Source organism: Candidatus Schekmanbacteria bacterium (assembly GCA_016219965.1).
Lineage (GTDB): Bacteria > Schekmanbacteria > GWA2-38-11 > GWA2-38-11 > J061 > JACRJM01.
On sequence record JACRJM010000004.1, the window covers coordinates 205917 to 229638 of the forward strand.

Consider the following 23722-nt stretch of genomic DNA (forward strand, 5'->3'; position numbering starts at 1 on the left):
CTTATACCTGAAGAACTTTGTTGTCAATCACTCTTATTCTTCTTTTTATTTCCCTGCGTAGAGGTCAGTGTACTTCAGGGCAGCTTTGACAAAATCCCTGAAGAGCGGATGAGGTTTAAGAGGTTTGGATTTAAACTCAGGATGAAACTGGGATGCGATGAACCATGGATGTTCACTGAATTCTATGAGTTCTACATATTTGTCATCAGGTGATAGTCCTGAGAATATAACGCCATGCTCTTCAAAAAGTTTTCTATAAGTGTTGTTGAATTCATACCTGTGCCTGTGACGTTCGCTTATATTGTCCTCACCGTATGCCTCAAATGTTTTTGTATCCCTTTTGAGTGTACAATCAAATGCCCCAAGCCGCATAGTCCCGCCCTTCTCATGTACGTCTTTCTGAGCAGACATTATGTGTATCACCGGATATTGGGTTTCAGAATCGAATTCTGAACTGTTTGCATTGTTGAGATTGCACACATTTCTTGCTATGTCTATGCTTGCCACCTGCATTCCAAGGCAGAGCCCTAAAAATGGAATACGGTTAAGCCTTGCATAGGTTACGGCGTTTACCTTTCCTTCTATGCCTCTTTCGCCGAATCCGCCGGGGACAAGTATGCCGTCAACTCCTGTAAGGAATTTTTCAACAGGTTCATTGATAAGCCGTTCCGAGTCTATCCATTTAATCTCTACTTTTGTGTCATTGCTGATCCCGCTGTGCGTCAGTGATTCGATAAGACTTTTATATGATTCCGTAAGCTCAATGTATTTTCCCACAATTGCTATTGTCACAGCATACGTCGGATGCTTTATCTTCTGGACTATCTCTTCCCACTTAGAGAGGTTTGGAGGAGGAGCTTCGATCCTTAACATCTGGACTATTATGTCGTCTATCATCTCCTTATGGAAGACAAGAGGCACCTCATATATCGTTTCAACATCTATGGCTGTTATAACGGCATTCTTGTCAACATTACAGAAGAGGCTGATCTTTGATTTTATTTCCTGCGGGAGCGGCTTGCTTGTCCTGCACAGTATTATGTTTGGCTGGATACCGAGAGCCCTGAGCTCTTTTACGCTGTGCTGGGTGGGTTTTGTCTTAAGCTCTCCGGCAGTTCCTATATATGGGATGAGAGTAAGGTGTATGAATATGGCATTGTCGCGGCCAAGCTCAAGCCCCAGTTGTCTTATTGCTTCAAGGAAAGGCTGTCCTTCTATATCTCCCACTGTGCCGCCTATTTCCACAATCACGACATCATAGGCTCCGTTAAGCTTCAGGACATTTCTTTTTATCTCATCTGTCACATGGGGGATTACCTGAACAGTACCGCCCAGATAGTCTCCGCGCCTTTCTTTTTTTAGGACAGTGTTGTAAATCTGTCCTGCCGTGAGATTGTTCTCCTTCCCCATGGTGGATGATATGAAACGCTCATAATGGCCAAGGTCGAGGTCGGTCTCCGCACCGTCTTCCGTTACGTATACCTCTCCGTGCTGATATGGATTCATGGTGCCGGGATCAACATTGAGATAAGGGTCAAGCTTTAAAAGCGTTACCTTCAGCCCCCTGCTTTCAAGCAGTGCCCCGATTGATGCTGCTGCAAGTCCTTTTCCGAGAGAAGAAACAACTCCGCCTGTTACGAATATAAATTTTGTTTTCATTTGAGGCTTAATATCCTTTCAACGTAATCAAGCTCTTCAGGTGTGTCTATGCTTAAAGGGCTGTATGTAGTTTCGAGCACTTTTATCCTGTATCCGTTCTCAAGTATCCTCAGCTGTTCAAGCCCTTCTGCAATCTCAAGCCGCGTTGGGGCGATAGCTGTAAAATCCTGTAGAAAGTTTTTATTGAACGTGTAAATTCCAATATGCTTGTAATACGAACCAAAGTTTCTCTCTTTTTTTCGTTCGTATGGTATAGGAAATCTTGAAAAATACAAAGCAAAATTATTTTTATCAGTTACGACCTTGACAATGTTTGGATTTAAAAGCTCTTCTTCAGATGTGATTGCCCTTTTGAAAGTGCATACTGGGGTATCTTTTTCTTTTTTCATGTATATTATTGATTCATCTATAAGCGCAGGATCAATGAGAGGTTCATCTCCCTGGAGGTTTACTACAATCATAGCATCAACAGATTTTACCGCTTCAGCAACACGGTCGGTTCCTGACTGGTGCAAAGGGGATGTCATTACTACAGAGTAACCGGCATCTTTTACGGTGGAGGCTATCCTGTCGTCATCTGTGGCTATGATGACTGAAGAAGCCTCTTTTGAAAGAGATGCTCTCTCTGCAACGTGAAGTATTATTTCTTTTCCTCTCAGTTTTGCAAGAGGTTTTCCCGGGAATCTTGTCGAACCGAACCTTGCCGGTATTACGATGCAAGCTTTCATCATCATCCTTTCTGAATTTTTTTTAAAATATCATAAATCTTTTTGAATTGGAAGATGTCCAGTTCTTCAGGTCTGGAAGCAAGGCTTATCCCTGATACATCTGCTATCTCATCGAACTCTTCCTCTGATATTGAGCGGTCCGGGCAATCTTTGAAATAATGGAAATAATATTTCAGATTGTTCTTTAATGTTTTCCTCCGGTGTAAAAAACAGGTTTTTATCATGGCCAGAAAATCTTCTTCATTGCCCACATTTACTTTAGGGGCAGATCTTGAGGTGAGCCTGATCAGTGTTGAATCCACTTTTGCCGGCGGGATGAAACTTCCCCCCGATATATTGTAAAGCCTTTTGCTTTCAAAGAACATGTCGAGCGCTATGGTAAGATAACCGCATTTCCTGCTCCCGGGGGTAGCGGTAATCCGGTCTGCCATCTCCTTCTGGAGGAGGAACGTAATGTCCCTGATTTTATCCCGATGCTCAAAAAGCCTGAAAATTATCTGAGATGATATGTTGTATGGAATATTACCTGCTGCTCTGATCTTTTTCCCTGCTTCATTAATAAGCGCGGCAATATCAATTTTAAGGAAATCCCCTTCAATGACCTCACAATTCTCACATTCCCTCAGTTTCCTTGATGCCATGTCTGCGAGGACCCTGTCAGTTTCGACCGCTATCACCGAGCCTGCTTTTTTTGCTATGAGCAGAGTCAGGTCAGCCTGTCCGCACCCGATTTCGAGAATGGTATCATCCTTTGACGGATTGATAAGAGAGACTATTTTCCCCAATATCCTCGGGTTTTTAATGAAGTGCTGACCGAGGGATTTTTTTGCTGTTATCCGGTGACTCTGGTTCTTTGATTTATGATTTTCCATTTGTTCCTGTTTCTTTTACCACTTCTTCAACTGCTTTGAATACGAGCTCAACACTGATCTTCCTGATGCATGTCAAGTGATCGCATGAGCGTTTGTAGCAGTCTTTGCATGGGATATCAGCCTGTACTGTCCTGGATGTTCCCCAGAATGGGCCGTTTCTTGACGGACTGCTTGGACCGAATATTCCCACCGTGGGAGTTCCAAGCGCATCAGCAAGATGAAGCGGGCCTGTATCTCCTCCAATGAATATGCCAAGATTATTTAATATGATGGCAAGCTCTTTTATTGAAGTTCCCGTGATGCAAAGAGGGGCCGGGCTGATTTTCCTTGCAACAGATTCTACAAGGTGTTCCTCTCCCTTTCCTCCTATAATGGCAACTTTCATCCCCAGTTTCTCATTTATCATGTTTGCTAAGGATGAATAGTTTTCTGCTCCCCAGAGTTTTGTTGCCCAGCCGGCTCCGGGGTATATCCCTGCTATGGTTTTTCCTTTCTCAGCCATATTGAATTTACTGAGAATGTTTTTTTTATTGCTTTCAGCGCCTATGTCTTCAAGCTTTAATCTGAAACCGTCTGCGTCAGGCTTTATGCCGAGTCCTGAAAGCAGGGCTAAATTTTTTTGAATTACATGCCTGTCATTGGCAGAAGGTGAAATGTGTCTTTTAACAAAGATGGAGCTTAAAGGCTCACGTAGGTTCTCTTTCGTGAAACCAACAGAATCCTTCGCACCTGACAGGAATGTGATTAATCCGCTCTTTATCAACCCCTGAAAATCTATGGCCCAATCAAATTTTTTATTCCTTAATTCTCTTATCGCTGAAATAATTTCCAGGATAGTTGGGATTGCCTGCGTTGGGATGATGAATTTATTCCTCCACTTTTTGGTGTCTATCTCTATAATTCCATTAATAAGAGGACAGTCTTTAAGTATTGCTGATGACCTGGATTCAACTACCCAGAATATTTGAGAGCTAGGCATGGCTTTTCTGATTGCATGCAAACTTGGCAGGGTATGGATGATGTCACCCAATGATCCGAGCCTTACTATAAGGATACGGCTTTTAGCAGAATAATTGTTTCCTGTTTTAGTCATGTTTTTTTATTGGATTTTTTTGAGCAGTTTGATTTAATTGATTTAGCATGTCAAATGCGAAAAAATAAAGTATATTATTATCAAGTATTTTCTTGACAAGAGAATAGTAAATAATAAGCTGCTACTAAAAGGTTGAAAAACAATAGTTGACTCAGAACGGAACATATATATAAATGGAAAACAATAAAAAAATTATTTGTAAACCTGTTGATGAGGAATTAATGTTATACAATGAATCAACGGGGGAAATACATTTTTTAAACAATTCTGCAAAACTTATTTGGGAAGCTTTTCAAGCAGGTAAGGGGGTGGGTGAAATTGAAGAGCTTATCAGAAAACAATTTGATACCTGCGAAAGTGTTGACATAAGAAAGCATATAGTTGATACTTTAAACCTATTTAAAAATAAAAGTATTTAAGAAAACAATTGTATTAATGATAAGAAACAACGGACTAATGAGAGGAGATGATTATGGAAAAGAAGAACAGCGAAAATCGTGAAAAGAAAACAGACAGGAAACCAAAGTATGTACAGCCAGAGGTTATTACTTATACCAATGATGATGTAATCAAGCATCTTGGTCCTGCACAGGCATGCTCCACGACACCTTGCACAGTCAGCCCGAGCGGAAGCGGATTCTAATTGTTACAAGCATAATGGAAAATTTTATTAATCGAGAGATTTAATTTTATAATTCAAAGGTGGAGGGGATTGTATGCGTGGGAAAATTAAAGACAAATTGATGGGTTTTATTTCTATCTTTGCAATGTTATTAGCTATGTGTTTTATTATTTCAGTCCCGCAGGGGCATGCAGCATTATCATTTACAGAACAGACAGATGCAGATTTTGATATTGATGAAGATGTGCTTGATGTAGCTATGGGTGACCTTGATGCTGACGGTCTCAATGATGTGGCAGCTATAGTAAAAACCGGCAGTACATATAAAGTAAGAATATGGGAGAACACATCATCAGCCGGCAACGCTAGTTTCGCTGCTTCAAATGTGGTATATTCGTCAGCAAGCAGAGTGCTTAACAAGATACTCCTTGCAAACCTCAACAGCGCGACAAATGCTAACACCCAGAATGACATTATCGTATGTGCGAATTATGATGGCGCAACTTCAAACCAGCAGATATTGATTTGGAAAAACCCTGGCAAAGATGCCGGTACTGTTTTTGCCGATAGCTGGAACACTGGTTCACCTAATGCAATGTTTGGAGGCGTGACTTCTAATATTAATGATATTGCGGCTGGCGAACTGGATGGCGACAGCGGTGATAATTATGTTGATCTTGTTTCAGCAAATGGTGCTTCTGTTATTGCAAGACAGAATCCGTCTGACTCGGCTGCTGACCCCTATTCTGCAGGGAACTGGACAACATCAAGTACTCTTACAGGTTCTAAAAACAATGTAACGGCTGTTGCGATAGGCCATATTAACGGTACAAATGACAGTTACAAGGATGTTGTGATAGCTTATAATTCAGTCGCAACCACTGCCAATCTGGTAGCTTATAAGAATCCTACTACCGGTGCGTATAGTGGAAACTGGACAACAGCTAAGACCTTTGCCGGCGTAGGCGATACAAGTACAAGATATACAAGCCTGGTTATTGCCAACCGTGAAGGAAGCGGAGATACAGATCCGGGTGATGGCGATATATTTACCACAAGAGGTCAGGCGGATACAGCCAGTCAGGAAAAAGCAGTAAAAGTCAGAAAGAATCCGCACGGCAGCGACCCATTTACCGCCGGAACATGGACAACTGAAACTATTGTTTCAACAACTTCAACAAATGCTTATTTGTACAATGAAGTCGCTCTTGGTGATTTTACTCCTGACTCAAACAAGTATCCTGATGTAGTTTGGGGAGTTGATGCCAATGGAGATGCACTGGCAATTACTGAGGCGGAAGAATCAACATCAGCATCAGCTTATGGTAATGCCTTTACACCGGGCGGCTTGAATGCTGTATCATGTAAGACCGTTGCAACTGGCTTTGTCGAAGAGGCTGTTAGCGGGAATGGAAAAATAGACTTCATAGCCGGCTACACAAGCGATGGCGATGTAGGTCAGGAAATAAGAGTATGGAGGAACGATGCAGGTACGACAAATGCAACTCTTAAAGCCAAGTCATTCAAGGCAGAGAAAAAGGCGAAGAAAATAGCCCTCAGATGGACCACAGCTTCTGAGACTGACTCAGCATCTTTTACAGTACTCCGTTCTGAAGACAATGGGGCAACTTATGATGTGACGGTTGGTTCAGTTGATGCCAAGGGGCAGGGAGGTTCAGGAGCAAAATATAACCTCTCTGACAGCGATGTAACGCGCGGCAAAACATATAACTACAAACTCCAGGAAATAGATTTATCAAGCAACACAAGTGATCTTGCCACGCTGAAGGTCAAATACAAGAAAGCCAAGAAGTAAGTTAGAAACGGTATTTTTCAGCCTCTCCTCGAATTCGGGGGGAGGCTTTTTTATTTTATAGGTTGTAAGACAATTGTTTTTTAAGTAAAAGTAAGTGTAAAACTAACCTGATATATTTCCGGGTATTTTGTTATGGATAAAAATATTATAAATAATCTTCTCTGCTGGAAAAGGAAGAAACTAAAAAAAGCCTCACTTTTCCTTCATCCTGATAAACCATATTTTTTTATAAGTGGTGCTGTCTTTGAAGAATTTCTGAAGAATTACAAATCATGTAAATCATACAGAGATTCTATTTCCATTATTTCATCAAAATATGAAGTTTCACAAAAGACTGTAAGAGATGATATCAGCAAGGTAATAGAAAGAGTCGGTTCATTAGGCATTATGAAGGGGCAAGATATCAGACCTTTCCCTGATAATGAAAAGATAGACGGGCTTTTTCTTCACCTCACATCACGTTGTAATCTTACCTGTCCCCATTGTTACAGGGGAAAGCCGGGAAAAAGGACAGAGCTTTCCAGTAAAATAGTAGATAATGCCATAAACGAGCTTTCTCAAATAGAAGGTTCAACGCTTGTCTTAAGCGGTGGAGAACCATTGCTTTACAAAGGGTTTAACGGCATTTTAGAGTATGCGGCAGGGAGAATAAAGAATGTAAAGGTGCTGTCAAACGGGACTCTCATAGATGATAAAATTGCGCATCTTATAGCTGATACCCGCGCATTCATACAGGTAAGCCTTGATGGCGCATCAGAGAGAACAAATGATGAGGTCAGAGGCAAAGGTTCCTATAAAAAGGTCATGAAGGGTCTGGAACGCTTAAGGAAAGCAGGGGCGATCAAAAGATGCAACCTGTCATTTACAATTATGAAGCATAATGCCGGAGAGATAGAAAAAATAATTGAGATGACAGAAAGTTTTGGCATCCCATCTGTACGTTTTCTTGTTCTAAGGAAGGAAGGCTGTGCAGTAAATAACTGGGAAAGGATTGGAAGCGGAATTACCACAGAGGAATATGAGGAAGTCTTTAAAAAACTTTTTTATCTGGGCGGCAATAATAACGGGAGTGTGAGCATTGAGGGAGGTCTTAGCGGATTCAATGTCAGTTTTTCAAATGATGAAGCCATGAATCCGCTTCTTTGTCCGGTCGGGAATTCACCTGCTGTTGATCTTGACGGGAAAGTCTATCCATGCGTGCTTTTGATGCAGGAGGAATTTCTTATGGGAGATTTGAGTAAGGACACTTTAGAAGATATATGCAAAAGGCGGGAGGTATCAAAAATAAGGACAAAATGCGCTGAGAGGAAAAAGAGGGTGAATAAATGCAGAGCCTGTACATGGAACAACTTCTGTCAGTCGGCTTGCGCAGGGCTCGCGTATGAATGCCATGACACAATATGGGAAACAGATAATTTTTGCAGTGTGAGAAAGAGATTGTATGACCATGTTTTTAATGAAATGGTAGACAGGGCGTCGGACAGCAGAAAATAAATAATGAAGCTATGGAAAAAATAATAAAAAAATACAGGATGATGGATGTGACCTTTTCGGTTGAATGCAATGAGCCGGGATTTTTCGACATGCTTGAGGTCCAGCCCTGGGTTGAAAAGGAGAACCGCAGCAATGGTGAGGCAGATATATCGGCAGAGATTGATTTTTCATCTATTTCATCTATCCCTTCGAGAATCAGGGTTGGAGAAAAGGTGTTCGACCTGATACCGGAAACAAGACATTACAATGCATATATACTTCTTATGGAAGAGGTTATAAACCGGAACAGACGTTATCTCATGATTCATGGAGGAGCTGTTTACAAGGATGGTAATGCATATGCTTTTGTGGGCCCTTCGAATTCCGGAAAGAGCACTCTCCTATATGCTTTATCAAGAGAGGGTTTTAGCCTTGTCGCCGACGATCTTCTTCTTCTTGATATCAATGAGATGAATATTATCATTTTGAGAGAATCGATTGGCCTGAGGAGGGGAAGTCTCAAATTCTTCGGGATAGATGAGGAGGAGTGCAACAGTAAATATCCTTTTAAAGATGATACAAAGGCTTTTTTGAATGTTGAGCGTGAGCTTATTAATCATGATGCTGATATCATTCTTAAAACTCTTTTTATTTTCAGCAATGTTTTTGAAGATGAAGGCAGGCATGTCGCTGACCTGTTCCTCAAATCATGGAATGATGCTTTTATTGAAAAGATTACTGAAATACCCGGGGTTAAGTTTATAGATAAATATACAAAAAATGGAGTTCCTGTGTGCAGGCTTTCTGTAATGGCTGATGCATCTAACGAATTTCAGGTGGTGTGCAAGGATAACGAGAACCATATCTTTTACACAGAGGCTGTGAATGCAGGTGTAAATGACTTTGCAAATCCTCCTCTCATAAAAAAAATATCAAAAAGGGACGCAGTTCTTGCCCTTATTAAAAATATGAGAAACCCAAGAATCTTACGGGACACCACAGGGAACAGATATCCCGAGCTTATGTTGAGGCTGGGCACTATTCTTGAAGGGGTTGATACCTATAGTTTTAAACCCGGTATCCTTGATAAAACTGTAAATGAGATTAAGAATATTATATGCGATGCTTAAAAAATATTTATTTGACTCTTGCCATATTATTAATTCAAACCTGTCTGTCTCATGCAGGAGTTCAAACATCACAACCCGGTGAATTGTCTCTTCATTTTAAAGCACCAGAATTCAAGATTAAGAGTTCAGACAACTCAGGCACAAACTATAAAAAACCGGTATTTAAAGGATGTACGGAAACCAGTATTCCCGGAGAACCTGCTATACCATTCGAAATCCATACATACGATATAAATGAATACAATGAGGCAAGTCTTAAAATAACAAGTGTAAGCACAGATGTTATAAAAGATATAAGTATCCCTCCGTCAGACTCTCTTGAAATCCGGAATGGAAAAACTTTTTCCGTGCCATCACCGAAAAAGAGGGAAATTTATAGTGGTAAAGGCCTATTCCCTTCTTCCCCTGTAGATTACGAAGTGGTGACAAAGCGCGGCAAAAACTATCTCATTATAAAATTCTATCCGCTCCAGTATAATCCTTCCTTATCTGAAGCAGTGATCAACAAATCTGTAAAAGTGGAAGTAAGGTTTTTTATAAAAAACAGACAGTCTGCAAATAAAACCAGTTCGTCTGCCAGCGGGAATGCAAACCTTAAGATAGAGATAAAAGATGAAGGGATTTACAGAATAACTTATTCGGATATTTTAGCCGCCGGGATTGACCCTTCTGCTATTAATCCTGCAAATATGAGGCTTATGAATAATGGTGTTGAGACGGCGATTATAGTTAACGGAGAAGGTGATGGAATATTTGATGATGGAGATGAAATACTTTTTTATGCCGCACCTTACAGAGATATATTTACAGAAAAAAACGCGTACTTCGTTGAGTTTTCAGACTCACCCGGAAAAAGGATTGAGGCTATAAATTATGAACCCGTTTCCGGAGGGTTAGATGAACCATTTTATTATAGTGAATTGAGATTTGAGAAGAACAATGTATACGAAATGCTTTTCCCTTTCGGAGAGGAAAAGGACCACTGGTTCTGGGGAAGAATTTATGCTCCGAAAAACCAGTCTTTAGGGACTATTACTATTCCCAATCCGTATACGGGTGCCAGTCAGCCTGACACTGAAATGAGGTTTTATCTTCAGGGAAGAACTTCGACTGAAGTGGATCCCGATCATCATACACAGATATTTGTCAATGACACGCTGGCTAACGATTCCACATGGGATGGTGATATCCCTTATGTACAGGAAGCTATTATCTCTACAACATTGCTTTCAGCGACGGACTTTAACAATTCAGTTTCTGTAAATACCGTGGGAGATACCGGTTCTCTGGTTGACAGTATAGCTCTGGACTATTTTACAGTAAAATATCCAAGGGAATTCGTGGCGTTGGAAGGAATGTTGAAGTTTGATATAAAATCTGAAAGTACGGCTGTAAAAAAAATCGCTGTTTCTGATTTCCGGTATGGGAATATCCTTTTACTTGAGGTTACCGACCCTGAGAACCCTGTCAGTATAACTCATGCAGAGTCAGGGAGTGAAGGAAATTACAACCTCGAATTTGAAAAGGAGATTTCAGGTACTCTGTCATTTATATCTGCAGATTCAGATGCGGTTAAATCTCCATTAAGTGTTGTAAAATATGAACAGATGGGGGACCTTTCTTCGGTTGAAACAGAGGCTGACTATGTAGTCATAGCCCCCAAGGAGTTTGAGGAAGCGATAACACCGCTTATCGATGATAGAGAGGCAGGGGGGCTTAAAAGCAAATTTGTCGATGTTGAAGAGATATATAATCAGTTCAGCTACGGCCGTTTTACTCCGGTGGCAATCAAGGATTTCCTGAAGACGGCTTATCAGAGCTGGAAGCTTAAGCCTGAGTATGTCCTTATCGTTGGTGATGCAAATATTGATTACAAGGACTATTTCAATACGGGGAAGAAGAACGATGTACCAACATATCCGGCAAATACCCCCTTTGGCGAGGCTGTAACTGACAACTGGTTTGTCTGCGTAGATGGCGATGATCCTGTCCCTGATATAAACATAGGAAGAATCCCGGCATCTTCCGTTGGTGAGGTCCAGTCGGTAGTTAATAAGATTAAAGCTTATGAGGCAAACACTGACCATTCGTGGTGGAAAAAAGTTGTTTTTGTAGCTGATGATTCACAGGAATTTGAAAGCCATTCAGATGACTACGCAGAACAGTTTAACAGTGAAGGGTACACAGTATATAAAATTTATCAGTCTGCCTTTGAAAGTGCGGGCGGGGCAACAGACAGCATTATAAATAAGCTTAATAATGGTGCGGTTATAGCTAATTATACGGGGCATGGTGCTCTTGATATATGGGGAGGAGGGGATATCCTGTTTAATAATGATGATGTTGATTCTCTTGCTGCTAATGATAAATTATCCCTCATTCTGACATTGGACTGCCTTAACGGTTTTTTTGCACTGGTACCTCCTCCGCATTCTTCTACTTTGCTTTCTCTTTCTGAGAAGTTCCTGCTCACAGATGGGAAGGGAGCAGTATCAACTTTCAGTCCTTCAGGACTTGGGTACTCGTCAGATCACAAGGTTGTTGCCCAAAGTTTTTTTTCAGAGTTTCTTGATAACAATATAACAAGGATTGGGAAACTTGCAGACGACTCCAGATTTGATGCGTATCAGAATGGGATCCCTGATTACCTTATAAATACATTTGTCCTGCTCGGTGATCCGGCACTTAAACTTAAAACAGAGAAGGCCTCAAATCAGCCTCCTGTTGCAGGCATAACAATCACATCAGGAGAGCAGATAATCTATGATGGCTCGACTATGAACCTTTATGTGGGTGTTAGCGAAGCGACCGTTCCCGTAAGCTTCTCTGCGTCGAGAAGCTACGACTCTGATGGAAGCATAGTAAAATATTATTGGTACGTAAATGGTGATAAGATCAGCGAAGAGAATGATTATGCCGGTGATTTCGGAATTGGTGTTTATACGATAACACTTGAAGTTGAGGACAACAGCAAAGAAAGCGTAGTAACAAATGCCTATTTCAATATAGCCCTGAATGAGACTTCGGATATTCTGCCTACTGCTGGAATTACAGCGAGCACGGATGAACAGACTGTTTATGAAGGGGGAGAATTGAACATTACGGTTCCTGCCGGGGAGGAAGAGGTGGTAACGTTTACTGCCTCAAGAAGCTTTGATACGGACGGGACAATAATAACATATATCTGGAAAGTAGATGATATTCAAATCAGCGAAGAAGAGGTTGTTACCCATTCTTTCGGAGCGGGAAGCTACAATGCAACACTTGAGGTTGTTGATAATGATGACCAGAGCAGCACAGCGGGAGTTACTATCATTGTTTCAGAACTTGTTGACAAAACTGTCAGCATAACCAGTGTTGATAAGAGCGTGTTATATTATGACAAAAATGTCTTTGTTGGAGGAAATAATTTCGGAAGTACAGGAGGGAAAATTCTTCTTATCAGAAAAGACCAGACTATGGAGGCTGATATAATAAAATGGGAAAATAGCGCAATAACATTCAAAGTCCCATGGGGCCTGAAATATAATAAGTATGAGATTACTGCGGAAAATAGCGGCGGTATAAGGTCTGAAGGGAATCCGCTGCTTCCTTTTAAGAAACAAAAGCCGGCAATATCGAGACTTTCAAAGAGGAATGTCCAGGCAGGAGGCAAGATAATTATTTATGGAAATCATTTCGGCCCATCCGGGGGAAAATTATTTATAAATGGTTCAAAGATCAGTTCTTCTGCATGGTCAGACAAGTCAATTACATTTAAAGTACCGAAAAAAATTTCCGGCGAATCGGTAGTGCAGGTGAAAACAATGTATGGGAAGAGCAATAAGAAGAAATTAAAAATAGATTAAATATGAAAGATAAGATTATCTCCGCCTATCAACAAATTGGCAAAGAGTTACAGATAAGGGTGGAAGGTACGAGTATGACACCTTTAATTCAGAATAAATCAATCGTCTTTGCAGATATATCGGCGAAGATGTTTCCGGTTTCAGGTGAAATATGTCTTTTCAAGAATTCCGAAGGATATGTTGTCCATAGGGCCATCAGGATATTTGGAAGAAGAGATGGATCTGGGGAGATTATTGAAAAAGGGGATGCAAGCCTTAATTTTACATTGAGGGAGTCATGCGATCTGGTTGGGATTGTAACTTCAGTGAGCAATCAGGGATGCAATATCAGATTTGACAATCCTTTAAATAGATATTTAAACAGAACGTATGGATTGTACTGGAAAATTGTATATATGCTTAACAAGATAATTATCAACATTACAGATGGAGAACAAAACAGACTGCAGCGCTTTATAATAAATGTATTTACGCGGACTGTCATGGCAGTTTTCAGGACGATGACATTGCTTACCATAAAAGAAAGTAATTAAAAAACAGACAATAAAGTGAAAGATAAAATAAGAAAAGCGACTTTTTATAGTTTTTGGCAGCTTGCAGGTTTTTCCCTTATAATCTTTATAACCATTCCCTACTTTCCTGTTTTATGGAAATCTCTTACAGCTTCACAGCAGCACCTAGCCGTTAATTTTCTTTATTCCGGCGCCGGTGGAACGGGCTTATACTTGATTTATTGCATATTTAGGCTAGGTGAACAAAAATATCTGCGTCTCTTAATGCTCGCATTTCTTTCATATTTTTATGCACTGATGTTTACATCATTAAGCCAGTTTCCAGCTGAAAAATTTCACCTTATCGAATATGGGATACTCACGTTTCTTGCATACCGTTATTTTGAAATCAAATCTAATACCCAGAATACCCAGATGGCATTCTTAAAAAGCCTTTCTCTCGTATCATGTATAAGTATAGGGGACGAATTTGCACAATGGATCAGTCCGAACAGAGTCGGCACAATAGAGGATATAATAGTAAACATAAAAAGCTCCCTGCTGGCACTTGCAGGAATAGCCTTGATTATGCCTGTTAATAAACTCAGGAAAAGGCCTGCCAGAAAAGACATTGTAGAGCTTACATATTATTTTGTAGTTCTTATATTATTCATAACTGCTTTTATTACGCTAGTTCACGAGTTTGGGTATGAGATCAGAGACAGGAATTATTATTTTTACTCTTCTTTCCCATCTGAGAAGCTCCAGGAACTTGCCGTGTATGTTAAGGATAACAAAAAGGATTTCAGCAACCTGGATATCCTTAAAGCTTTAAGAGGGGAGAAATCTGATAATATGAATGGGGGACAAAAGCAACTTTATAAGTTTGTCAGGGAAGCTTCATTCCATATTTATGAAAGGGATAACGCAGTAGAAAAAAAGAGATATGATAAAGCGATAAATGAAAGCGCAATAATTGACAAATATTATTATCCTGTCTATGCAGTTGTGAAATCAAGATTAAGAATGGAAAAGCCCATGCCGATTTCGGGAGCCTCGGACAGTGAAATTTATAAAAGCCCTGTCAAGAGCGATTTAATCTACCAGATTACAAAAAAGCATTTTTATGTTGGTTCAGCTTGCTTGATTGTTTTTTTATTCATGGCAAATGTCTATCTCAGAAGGCAGCTTTAAATTTGAGAAAAAAACTTCGCATATCAGTAGTGGGGATCAATGGGATACCGGCAAGGCACGGCGGATTTGAAACATGTGTGGATAATGTGGCTACAAGACACTCATCTGCCGGGCTTCAGGTTACAGTCTACTGCAGAAGCAGGAATGTGTCATTAAGCGATAAATACTATTGCGGGATCAAACTGATTAAGCTTCAATCAATCGGACACAAAAGCCTTGAGACTATCAGCCATACTTTTTTATCTCTGCTCCATATGCTTTTTCAGAGAAAGGACATTATCCACGTCTATGGCGTCGGTAATTCAATTTTTATTCCTTTCCTGAAGATACTTGGACAGAAGGTAGTGACGTCAGTTGATTCCCTTGACTGGGAAAGGGAGAAGTGGGGGAAGTTTGCTAAATGGTTTCTCTTTAACTCAGCAAAAATAGCTGTAACATTCTCTGACGCTGTCATAGTCGATTCAAAGTCTGTGCAGGAATATTATAAGAGGGTTTTCAAGACAGAAACAGTATATATACCATACGGGGCGGATATGGGAAGAAATGCTGATGAAGGTGTGTTGAAAAAATACGGACTGACAAAGGACAATTACATACTGTTTGTCGGCAGGCTTATTCCTGAAAAAGGGGTACACAGGCTTATTGACTCCTATGTAAAATTGGATACTAAAAAGGAACTCGTCATAATCGGGGGAGACTGGTTTACGACTGAATACATCGAAACGCTTAAACAGAAAGCTGCGGGGAGTAATGTCAGGTTTCTTGGGTTTGTCTATGGCGATGAGTGCAGGGCTGTATATTCCGGAGCATATCTCTATGTGCAGCCCTCTGAGGTGGATGGTACTTCTCCTGCACTTCTCACGGCTATGGGAACAGGGAACTGCGTTGTTGTAAACTCAATAAAGGAAAATCTTGAAACTGTTGGAGAGTCCGGCCTTAATTATGAGTGTAACAGCGCAGATTCACTTAGAGAGAGGCTTCAATATTTACTGGATAATAAACTAATTGTGGATGAATATAGGCAAAAGGCTCTGGATAGAATCCAAACAATGTATAGCTGGGACAGGGTGGCTGATTCAATTGCGGCTCTCTATGAAGATGTACTTTCCGGCAAAAAGCCGAGAATTGATATTTATGAAAACCCCACGAGCATTAATTCTCATCGATAGATAGAAAAATGAGATAGAAAAATGAGAAAGAATGTGTGGATGAGTAAAAATCTCTAAGGAGTTGAATCAGACATTGCAGCTGAAAAACAGATTACTCAGGAAGGCAACCTTAATTGCCACAGGAAATAAAAAAATAAGAAATTTAATTGAACGTTCACAGATTTCCATGGATTTCCCTGCTCATCTTTTTATTGAACCCACAAACATCTGCAATCTGAAATGCAGGATGTGTCCGCAGGCAGAACCTTCTGACGTCAAAAGGGGATTAATGGATTTTCCTATTTTTAAAAAAGTCATTGATGAAAGCGTGACTCATGGAAGGAGGATGTCAATTTTTTTTCATAAGGACGGTGAACCTCTGATACATCCTCAATTGTTCGATATGATAAGCTATGCAACTGAAAAGAAAGCTTCCTATAGGACACATCTCAGCACTAATGCGCAGATACTTGATGAAGAGAAATCAGAGAAACTTGTCCTTTCAGGAATTGACAGTGTAATTATAAACATAGATGCCAGCAAAGAGGATACCTACAGGCTTATAAAAGGGAAGAACGGGCTTTCTGAGGTTGAAAAAAATGTTAAATACCTTATAAAACAGAGGAACAAATCCGGTAAAGCCAAGCCGATGATCAGGGTTAAAATAATATCTGTTGAGGAAAACAGAGATGAAATACCGGATTTCAGAAGAAAATGGAAAAGTGTAGCTGACGAAGTTGTCGTAAGCAGTGAATTTCTGTGGCCTGGAGGAAAAACAGATACAGCAGATGGGACTACTAGTTCTATTGACAGGTACCCATGTATAAGTTTATGGCTTTCAATGGTAATAAATTGGGATGGAAGTGTTTCCGCCTGCTGTATTGACTATTACCATAAGGAGTTAATCGGAGACATTAAAAAAACTACCCTTGAAAAGATATGGAGGGGGGCGCCACTGCAAAAACTCAGGAGAGGACATCTTCTTGGGCAATATGAAAAAACAGGAATATGCTTTAAATGCAGGGGGCTGTGGGTAAGGGATACATTAGGAATTGATTCGGAAAAGTGGCTAATAACAAAAATGAAGGCAGGAGGTCTGTGGGATGAATAATTCCGTTAAAAATTATCGTATAGAGTTGAAAAATTTTGTAAAAAAACTTTTTTTACTTGGCTTTATTGACGGGATTGTGGTCCTTGTAGGGACTATACTAATTAATGATCTGATATCAAATGCGCTGGACGGACTTGTCCTTTCTTTTTATCTTATGATACCCTGTATGGTAGCTGTTGTAGCAGTGGGTTCAGTTATATTTACAGTCGCATATTTTATTGCATCACGCTTTAAGCACTCAATCATCAATGACGGAGTTCTTGACCGCTATACATTCATAATCTTCTTCTCTGTATTTATCTTTCAGTTTTTTATTAACAGGTTTGTTAGTACTTATATGTTTTATTACATCTATCCTTTTGTAGACAGCTATACAAAAATGGCAATGCTAATGTGGGGATCCGTACTAATAATGGTGGCTGGAGCTTTTCTCATTGGATGGCTAACAGCAAAGATTTATCTCTATTCTTATGACAGGGTTAGCCGGCTGAAAAAGCCTTTGTTTATTGCAGCAGTCATGCTCATTATATATGTGTCATCGTGGTTGTTTCCGGTAATTTATAACAAGTCGAAGCTTGTTATGAATCTTGCATCTAAACAGACAGTAAAAGCCGGGAACTATGCTGAAGGGAATAAGGTGTTCCTCATAGGAGTTGACGGAGCGACATGGGATATAATTGATCCGATGATAAAGCGAGGGGAGCTTAAAAACTTCAAACAACTTATTGACAACGGTGTAAGGGGAGATATGAAAACATTCATTCCCACTGAATCTCCGATACTCTGGACATCCATTGCGACAGGTAAAAAGCCGGAGAAGCATGGGATACAATCTTTTATACTTGTGTCTTTTGATGGAGTAAGTCAGCCGATACAGAATTTCCTGCAAAGGGGTATGTTTGATAGGCTTAAATTCATGGCGTTTACTGGGCTTTCATTTGAATTTCCTATTACCACTTATTACAGGAGAACTAATGCCATCTGGAATATATTGAGCAAATATGGAAAGAAAGTAATAGTTGTTAACTGGTTTCCTTCATATCCGGTTGAGCAGGTAAATGGTTCTATGGTTTCTGACAAATTGTTGAGAGCTATTAAGTACGAAAGAGGTCCTAATCCTTCTGAATATGCTAAGTATCTGGTTTATCCAAGCACTCTTTGCAAAGAAATAGATGCGAATATGAAAAATTATGATACTCCGAAATTTTATAAGAAAAAGAATCTTACAGACTTTGTCAGATATACTTATGAATCAGAAAATATTTATTTTAATATTTCAATGAAACTGCTTGAGGAATCTCCTGATACAAATTTTTTTACTGTATATTTCCGCGGAACGGATGATCTTGAGCATAAATACTGGAAGTATATTGATAAAGAAAAATTTCCGTGGGTTACTGATGAGGAAAGGCAACAATTCGGGAATGTAATTAATGATTATTATGCACAAGTTGATAAATACATTGGAAAGATATTGGAGAAGGCTGATGAGAATACGACGGTAATAGTTATATCAGATCACGGGCATAAGCCTGTCTTCAACTATTTTAATGATTATGCCGCTCAATATGGAGCACATGGTAATGGACCTGACGCTATATTTATCGCCTCTGGGAAAAACATCTCTGGAGGATTTACAATCCATAAGCCAACGTTATACGATATAACACCGACTATCCTTTATCTTCTTGGATTACCTGCGGGATCTGACATGGATGGAAGAGTATTGACTGAGATAATTGACAGAAATTCTTTGTCAGCAAATCCTCCGGCATCAATATCTTCTTATGATATGGGCGATATATCACAAGCTGGAATAGAAAAAGGAAATAAAGAGATGATGAAAGATGAAGGACTTATGAATAAATTGAAGGCACTCGGATATATAAATTAACTATCCCATATGAAAGAAATAACGGTAGTAATAGGAGCGGGATTAACAGGACTTAGCACTGCCTATCACATGGAGAGTAAATATGCTGCTTCCGGTAACAATTACTCTCGTAAATGTTTTGTAATAGAGAAAGAAGCAACAGCTGGAGGGCTATGCCGCAGTTTCTATCATAAAGGATTTACCTTTGATACAGGCGGCCATTTTCTGCACACAGAAGATAATTATGTAAAGAGCCTTGTAGAGAAACTGCTCAAAGGGAACAGTAAGCTTGTAAAAAGAAATTCAAAAATATTTATTAAAGACAGATTTATCCCTTATCCATTTCAGGGAAATCTTTATTACCTGCCTGATGAAATGAAAGTTGAATGCCTTTCAGAATATATCAAAGCTTATGTGTCAAATAACAACGACAAAGCTGCAAATGGCAAAAACTTTAGGGAATGGATGAGAAGCAATTTCGGAGATGGAATTGCAAAATATTTTATGGAGCCTTTTAACAGAAAGCTCCTGAAGGTCTCTCTTGAAGAAATAAGTGCAGAGGCGATGAAAAGATATATCCCTGTTCCTGATATGAATGAAATAGTTAGCGGAGCGCTCTGTAAAAGCAGAAAGGCATTCGGATATAACCATGAATTTTATTATCCTGCAAAAAACGGGATTCAGAGTTTTGTGAATTCATTTAAGGCAGGGTTAAAGAATATAATCACTTCTGCAGAAGTGATTAAAATAAATTCAAAGAAAAAAAATCTTAAATTAAATACCGGTCCTGAGATAAGTTATGATAACCTTGTATCAACTATGCCTCTCTCGGAGCTTGTTAAATGCATTTCTGATGCACCGGAGATTGTAAAAAAAGCAGGGAATAATCTCAGATGCAATTCTCTGCTCATTGTAAATGTCGGTTTCAGGGGGAAGCCTGCCGGCAAAATGCACTGGATATACCTGCCTGAGGAAGAATATGAATGTTACAGGATCGGTTTTTATTCAGAGGTTGCCGGCTCAATGGCTCCGAAGGGCATGACATCAGCTTATGTTGAATTCTCTGTCAATCGGGGAAAAGAGAAGACAGATATAAAAGGGCTGGAGAAAAAAGCCATTGAATGTCTGAAAAAAATGAAATTCATAAAAGGGAAGAAGGACATACTTAGCTGTCAAAGCGTATTTGTAGATTATGGGTATGTAATCTTTGATTCAAATAGAGAGCAGTGCGTTGGGACGATTAAAGACTACCTTAATAATAACGGCATATATTCTGAAGGCAGATATGGGGGCTGGGAATATTCAACAATGTCAGATGCCATAATCAGCGGAAAAAAAATGGCTGAAAAAATATTGATGGGATAAAGTCTTATCAAATGGAAAATATCTTAATTATAGGCGCATCGGGACATGCCAAAGTCATAATAGACATAGTGGAGAGGGAAAATCGTTTCAGGATAGCTGGTCTGATTGAAAATACATTTAAAAAGCCTGGTTTAAAATGCTGCGGACACGAAATTATCGGTACCGAAGAAAGAATCCCTGTCATAATGAAAGAACTTAAAGTTTCTGGAGGAATAGTCGCAATTGGTGATAATTGGAACAGAGCCAATGTGGCTAAGGCAATAATGAAAGTAGCCCCTGGTTTCAGATTTGTATCTGCTGTCCATCCATCAGCACAGATTGCACGAGATGTGACTATTGGAGATGGAACTGTTATTATGGCTGGGACCGTTATAAATACCGCGACTAAAATAGGCAGGTTTTGTATAATAAACACAAATGCGTCTGTTGATCATGATTGCATTATGGAGGATTATTCCAGTATTGCGCCCGGAGCTGCTATAGGAGGTACGGTTACGATCGGTGCTTTTTCGGCAATTTCCATCGGGGCAAATATTGTTCATAAGGTAAAAATAGGGGAGCACACTGTTGTAGGTGCAGGCGCAACTGTTTTAAAGGATATCCCTCCTTATGCAGTGACCTACGGCTCGCCGGCTAAGGTAATAAGAGGGAGAAAAGCAGGAGATAATTATTTATGAAAAAACCAGCCATGTTGGGAGGTACACCGGCTTTCAGCAATCCTGTATTTATAAGCAGACCAATGATCCCTGACAAAGATGAACTTTTTTCGGAACTTGAAAAGATACTATCTTCGAGATGGCTTACAAACAACGGAAAATATCTTCAGGACTTTGAAACGGAACTTACGAAATTCCTTGAAGTCGATTATTGCAGTGTTTTCTGCAATGGAACGATTGCCCTTCAATTGGCGATACAGGCTTTAAGGATTGCGGGAGAGGCAATCACTACGCCCTTTACTTTCCCTGCCACCATACATTCACTTTACTGGAACAACACGAAGCCTGTATTCTGTGATATCGATCCGCTTACTTACAATATAGATGTTGCTAAGATAGAGTCATTGATTACTCCAAACACGACTGCCATAGTTCCTGTGCATGTCTTTGGCAATCCCTGTGATGTTGAGAAACTGGATCAGATCGCAAAGAATTACGGTATTAGCGTCATCTATGATGCGGCACACGCATTTGGAGTGAAATATAACGGCAAGGCTATAGGTAAGTACGGCAATGCTTCAATGTTCAGTTTCCATGCAACAAAATCGTTCAATACTCTTGAAGGCGGAGCTGTCACATCCTCTGATGCCTCCTTTAATCACAGAATTTCATATTATAAAAATTTTGGGATTATGGATGAAGAGCATGTTATAGGTCCGGGAATAAACGGTAAGATGAATGAGTTCCAGGCGGCCTTCGGTCTTTTAAATCTCAAAAAGATAAAAAATGAGAATGAGAAAAGAAAGAGACTTACAAAAGTTTATGAGGATTCGCTCAGGAATATTGATGGTCTGGGTTTTCAGCTCTTTGATCCCGCTGTTGAAAGAAACTACCAGTATTTTACCATAAGGATAGACCATACAAAATTCGGGATTTCACGGGATGAACTTCACACGGCATTAAGGCAGGAGAATATAGTTACAAGAAAATATTTTTTTCCTCTTTGCAGCAACTATTCCTGCTATCACGCTCTCCCATCGGCTTCAAGGGATAACCTTCCGGAGGCTAACGGACTTGCTGAGAGTATTTTATCTGTTCCTTTGTACGGTGATTTAAGTGATGATGATGTCATGAAAATAACTGAGTGCATCAAGTCGTGTCAGCATCACTCAAAGGATATAAAGGGAAAGGTTAAACAGGTAGAAAAATAATGGGGAAGATGAATTGCGTTATAGTCGGAGCCGGTCCGGCGGGTTTGAGTGCTGCATGGAAGCTTTCAAAGCTCGGACATAATGTTACTGTCATAGAAAAGGGTTCTGAAACAGGCGGGAATTCCCGCACTATATGGGATAACGGTTTCGGATTTGATCTTGGTCCGCACAATTTCCATACTCCTTATCTCGATATTCTTGAATACCTGAAAATAATTATTGGCAATACCTTTCTCCAGCACCAGATAAAGTCTTCGATATATTTCCGCAATAAGTGGGTTCCGTATCCATTGACTGGTTTCAAGGTATTTACATCAATACCTATTCATGTAGCGATTGCATGCTTCTTTGATTTTCTTATATCGAGGTTCAGAAAACATTTGTCACTCCATAAGGAAGTGAGATCCTTTGAAGACTGGGTTGTTCAGAATTTCGGAAGAAAACTTTTCAATATATATTTCAAACCCTATGCAAGCAAAGTATGGGGAATTGATATGGATGAGCTTTCAAAGGATGTCGGAGAAAAGAGGGTGCCTGCCCTTAGTCTTTGGAAACTTGCACTTCAGGTTTTTGGCATTGTAAAAAGCAATCATCCGGAAGATCCTTCCACTCTGAATCATTATTATCCGGCACATGGGATAGGAACGGTCTGCGACCAGTTCAGGAAAGAGATAGAAGAGCAGGGGGGAGTGATTTTATTAAATAGTAAGATTGAAAAAATAAATGTAAATGGCGACAGGGTATCTGATGTAATTGTTACAGGCTCCGCAACTGAGATTCCATGCGACCTTTTCTTCTGGACAGGTCCGATATATGAATTGACAAGGCTTTTTAAGGGGTCAGTTGACGACAGCTTAATCGAAATTTCAAAAAACCTTAAATATAGGGCTGAGCATCTGCTTTTCATTAAGATAAACAAGAAGAAGGTACTCCCAAATCCGTGGGTGTATTTTTCTTCCCCGGATGTACCATTTACGAGAATGTATGAGACAGGAATCTTTTCATCGAAGATGGTTCCTGAAGGAAAGACCGGATTGTGCCTCGAGTTTACATGCTGGAAGGGGGATGATTTGTGGAATGCCAGCTCTGAGAAACTTCTTCAATTGGCTCTTCCACATCTGGAAGGCTCCGGGTTACTTGAGGCTCAAGATATAATCGGTCATTTCTCTGAACGTGTAGAACATGCTTATCCGGTTTATTCAGTTGATTATGAAAAGAATATTTCTGCCATTTTCAATAAAATGCAGGATTTCAAGAATGTTCTTTCTTTTGGCCGCCTCGGCATGTTTTCATATGCCAATGTCGATGAAGCAATAAGAATGGGGTTCAAGGCTGCTGACCTTGCAGCGCTTAATCTCCTTGACCGCGGTTATTCATATCTCGGTGTATATCAGGACTACGTACTCTATTAGTATTAGTTTTTGGAGAATTA

General features: G+C 39.9%; 19 protein-coding genes. 15 read left to right on the forward strand and 4 right to left on the reverse strand.

The features are described from left to right. Window positions 1–45: 45 nt before the first annotated feature. The 4 genes from HZA77_06215 to HZA77_06230 are packed head-to-tail and all read right to left on the reverse strand — an operon-like array spanning window position 46 to window position 4352. The gene (locus tag HZA77_06215; protein ID MBI5375010.1) at window positions 46–1659 is read right to left on the reverse strand and encodes a CTP synthase; all 1614 of its coding nucleotides are present in this window, start codon (window positions 1657–1659) and stop codon (window positions 46–48) included. Further along, a complete protein-coding gene (gene kdsB / locus HZA77_06220; GenBank protein MBI5375011.1) occupies window positions 1656–2387 on the reverse strand; it encodes a 3-deoxy-manno-octulosonate cytidylyltransferase in 732 nt (243 codons plus the stop codon). The genes HZA77_06215 and kdsB overlap by 4 nt, the downstream gene beginning before the upstream one ends. Before the next feature lie 2 nt (window positions 2388–2389). Next, entirely contained in the window at window positions 2390–3259 is an 870-nt protein-coding gene (gene rsmA / locus HZA77_06225; GenBank protein ID MBI5375012.1) for a ribosomal RNA small subunit methyltransferase A, read from the reverse strand. Continuing rightward, window positions 3246–4352 carry a glycosyltransferase family 9 protein gene (locus HZA77_06230; GenBank protein ID MBI5375013.1) on the reverse strand — a complete coding sequence of 369 codons (1107 nt, stop codon included), beginning with the start codon at window positions 4350–4352 and terminating at the stop codon, window positions 3246–3248. Before HZA77_06230 ends, rsmA begins: the two co-directional genes overlap by 14 nt. A 173-nt stretch (window positions 4353–4525) precedes the next feature. Here HZA77_06230 and HZA77_06235 point away from each other — a divergent pair, with 173 nt between their 5' ends. From HZA77_06235 to HZA77_06305, 15 genes are all read left to right on the forward strand, one after another. Further along, window positions 4526–4771, forward strand: coding sequence for a PqqD family protein (locus HZA77_06235; protein MBI5375014.1), 246 nt, complete (start codon window positions 4526–4528; stop codon window positions 4769–4771). Between the two features lie 53 nt (window positions 4772–4824). Next, window positions 4825–4995: a hypothetical protein gene (locus tag HZA77_06240; GenBank protein ID MBI5375015.1), complete on the forward strand. Its 171-nt coding sequence runs from the start codon at window positions 4825–4827 to the stop codon at window positions 4993–4995. A gap of 73 nt (window positions 4996–5068) precedes the next feature. Then, the gene (locus HZA77_06245; protein MBI5375016.1) at window positions 5069–6790 is read left to right on the forward strand and encodes a hypothetical protein; all 1722 of its coding nucleotides are present in this window, start codon (window positions 5069–5071) and stop codon (window positions 6788–6790) included. A gap of 132 nt (window positions 6791–6922) precedes the next feature. Beyond that, window positions 6923–8284, forward strand: a complete 1362-nt coding sequence (locus tag HZA77_06250; GenBank protein ID MBI5375017.1) for a radical SAM protein — start codon at window positions 6923–6925, stop codon at window positions 8282–8284. 11 nt (window positions 8285–8295) lie between these two features. Next, window positions 8296–9393, forward strand: coding sequence for a hypothetical protein (locus HZA77_06255; protein ID MBI5375018.1), 1098 nt, complete (start codon window positions 8296–8298; stop codon window positions 9391–9393). Beyond that, on the forward strand, window positions 9381–13241 hold the full coding sequence (locus tag HZA77_06260; GenBank protein MBI5375019.1) for a PKD domain-containing protein: 3861 nt from the start codon (window positions 9381–9383) through the stop codon (window positions 13239–13241). The genes HZA77_06255 and HZA77_06260 overlap by 13 nt, the downstream gene beginning before the upstream one ends. A 2-nt stretch (window positions 13242–13243) precedes the next feature. After that, the gene (locus tag HZA77_06265) at window positions 13244–13774 is read left to right on the forward strand and encodes a S24/S26 family peptidase (GenBank protein MBI5375020.1); all 531 of its coding nucleotides are present in this window, start codon (window positions 13244–13246) and stop codon (window positions 13772–13774) included. A gap of 15 nt (window positions 13775–13789) precedes the next feature. Beyond that, window positions 13790–14926, forward strand: coding sequence for a VanZ family protein (locus HZA77_06270; GenBank protein MBI5375021.1), 1137 nt, complete (start codon window positions 13790–13792; stop codon window positions 14924–14926). A 2-nt stretch (window positions 14927–14928) separates the two neighbouring features. After that, window positions 14929–16095 (forward strand): glycosyltransferase, encoded by a 1167-nt coding sequence (locus HZA77_06275; GenBank protein MBI5375022.1) that lies wholly within the window; start codon window positions 14929–14931, stop codon window positions 16093–16095. Window positions 16096–16168: 73 nt separating this feature from the next. Then, window positions 16169–17185, forward strand: a complete 1017-nt coding sequence (locus tag HZA77_06280; protein MBI5375023.1) for a radical SAM protein — start codon at window positions 16169–16171, stop codon at window positions 17183–17185. Further along, window positions 17178–19079 carry an alkaline phosphatase family protein gene (locus HZA77_06285; GenBank protein ID MBI5375024.1) on the forward strand — a complete coding sequence of 634 codons (1902 nt, stop codon included), beginning with the start codon at window positions 17178–17180 and terminating at the stop codon, window positions 19077–19079. The genes HZA77_06280 and HZA77_06285 overlap by 8 nt, the downstream gene beginning before the upstream one ends. A 9-nt stretch (window positions 19080–19088) precedes the next feature. Continuing rightward, a complete protein-coding gene (locus HZA77_06290; GenBank protein MBI5375025.1) occupies window positions 19089–20423 on the forward strand; it encodes an FAD-dependent oxidoreductase in 1335 nt (444 codons plus the stop codon). Window positions 20424–20434: 11 nt separating this feature from the next. Beyond that, window positions 20435–21100, forward strand: coding sequence for an acetyltransferase (locus HZA77_06295; protein ID MBI5375026.1), 666 nt, complete (start codon window positions 20435–20437; stop codon window positions 21098–21100). 11 nt (window positions 21101–21111) lie between these two features. Continuing rightward, window positions 21112–22290, forward strand: coding sequence for a DegT/DnrJ/EryC1/StrS family aminotransferase (locus HZA77_06300; protein ID MBI5375027.1), 1179 nt, complete (start codon window positions 21112–21114; stop codon window positions 22288–22290). Then, complete coding sequence (locus HZA77_06305) at window positions 22290–23702, forward strand: FAD-dependent oxidoreductase (protein MBI5375028.1); 1413 nt, start codon at window positions 22290–22292, stop codon at window positions 23700–23702. Before HZA77_06300 ends, HZA77_06305 begins: the two co-directional genes overlap by 1 nt. Window positions 23703–23722 lie beyond the last annotated feature (20 nt).

What these genes read in the sequence shown, in the direction of transcription:
- HZA77_06240 (MBI5375015.1), top strand. Translation starts at nt 4,825, where the DNA reads ATGGAAAAGAAGAACAGCGAAAATCGTGAAAAGAAAACAGACAGGAAA.
- HZA77_06245 (MBI5375016.1), top strand. Translation starts at nt 5,069, where the DNA reads ATGCGTGGGAAAATTAAAGACAAATTGATGGGTTTTATTTCTATCTTT.
- HZA77_06260 (MBI5375019.1), top strand. Translation starts at nt 9,381, where the DNA reads ATGCGATGCTTAAAAAATATTTATTTGACTCTTGCCATATTATTAATT.
- HZA77_06235 (MBI5375014.1), top strand. Translation starts at nt 4,526, where the DNA reads ATGGAAAACAATAAAAAAATTATTTGTAAACCTGTTGATGAGGAATTA.
- HZA77_06290 (MBI5375025.1), top strand. Translation starts at nt 19,089, where the DNA reads ATGAAAGAAATAACGGTAGTAATAGGAGCGGGATTAACAGGACTTAGC.
- HZA77_06230 (MBI5375013.1), bottom strand. Translation starts at nt 4,352, where the DNA reads ATGACTAAAACAGGAAACAATTATTCTGCTAAAAGCCGTATCCTTATA.
- HZA77_06215 (MBI5375010.1), bottom strand. Translation starts at nt 1,659, where the DNA reads ATGAAAACAAAATTTATATTCGTAACAGGCGGAGTTGTTTCTTCTCTC.
- kdsB (MBI5375011.1), bottom strand. Translation starts at nt 2,387, where the DNA reads ATGAAAGCTTGCATCGTAATACCGGCAAGGTTCGGTTCGACAAGATTC.
- HZA77_06305 (MBI5375028.1), top strand. Translation starts at nt 22,290, where the DNA reads ATGGGGAAGATGAATTGCGTTATAGTCGGAGCCGGTCCGGCGGGTTTG.
- rsmA (MBI5375012.1), bottom strand. Translation starts at nt 3,259, where the DNA reads ATGGAAAATCATAAATCAAAGAACCAGAGTCACCGGATAACAGCAAAA.
- HZA77_06300 (MBI5375027.1), top strand. Translation starts at nt 21,112, where the DNA reads ATGTTGGGAGGTACACCGGCTTTCAGCAATCCTGTATTTATAAGCAGA.
- HZA77_06250 (MBI5375017.1), top strand. Translation starts at nt 6,923, where the DNA reads ATGGATAAAAATATTATAAATAATCTTCTCTGCTGGAAAAGGAAGAAA.
- HZA77_06255 (MBI5375018.1), top strand. Translation starts at nt 8,296, where the DNA reads ATGGAAAAAATAATAAAAAAATACAGGATGATGGATGTGACCTTTTCG.
- HZA77_06295 (MBI5375026.1), top strand. Translation starts at nt 20,435, where the DNA reads ATGGAAAATATCTTAATTATAGGCGCATCGGGACATGCCAAAGTCATA.
- HZA77_06285 (MBI5375024.1), top strand. Translation starts at nt 17,178, where the DNA reads ATGAATAATTCCGTTAAAAATTATCGTATAGAGTTGAAAAATTTTGTA.
- HZA77_06265 (MBI5375020.1), top strand. Translation starts at nt 13,244, where the DNA reads ATGAAAGATAAGATTATCTCCGCCTATCAACAAATTGGCAAAGAGTTA.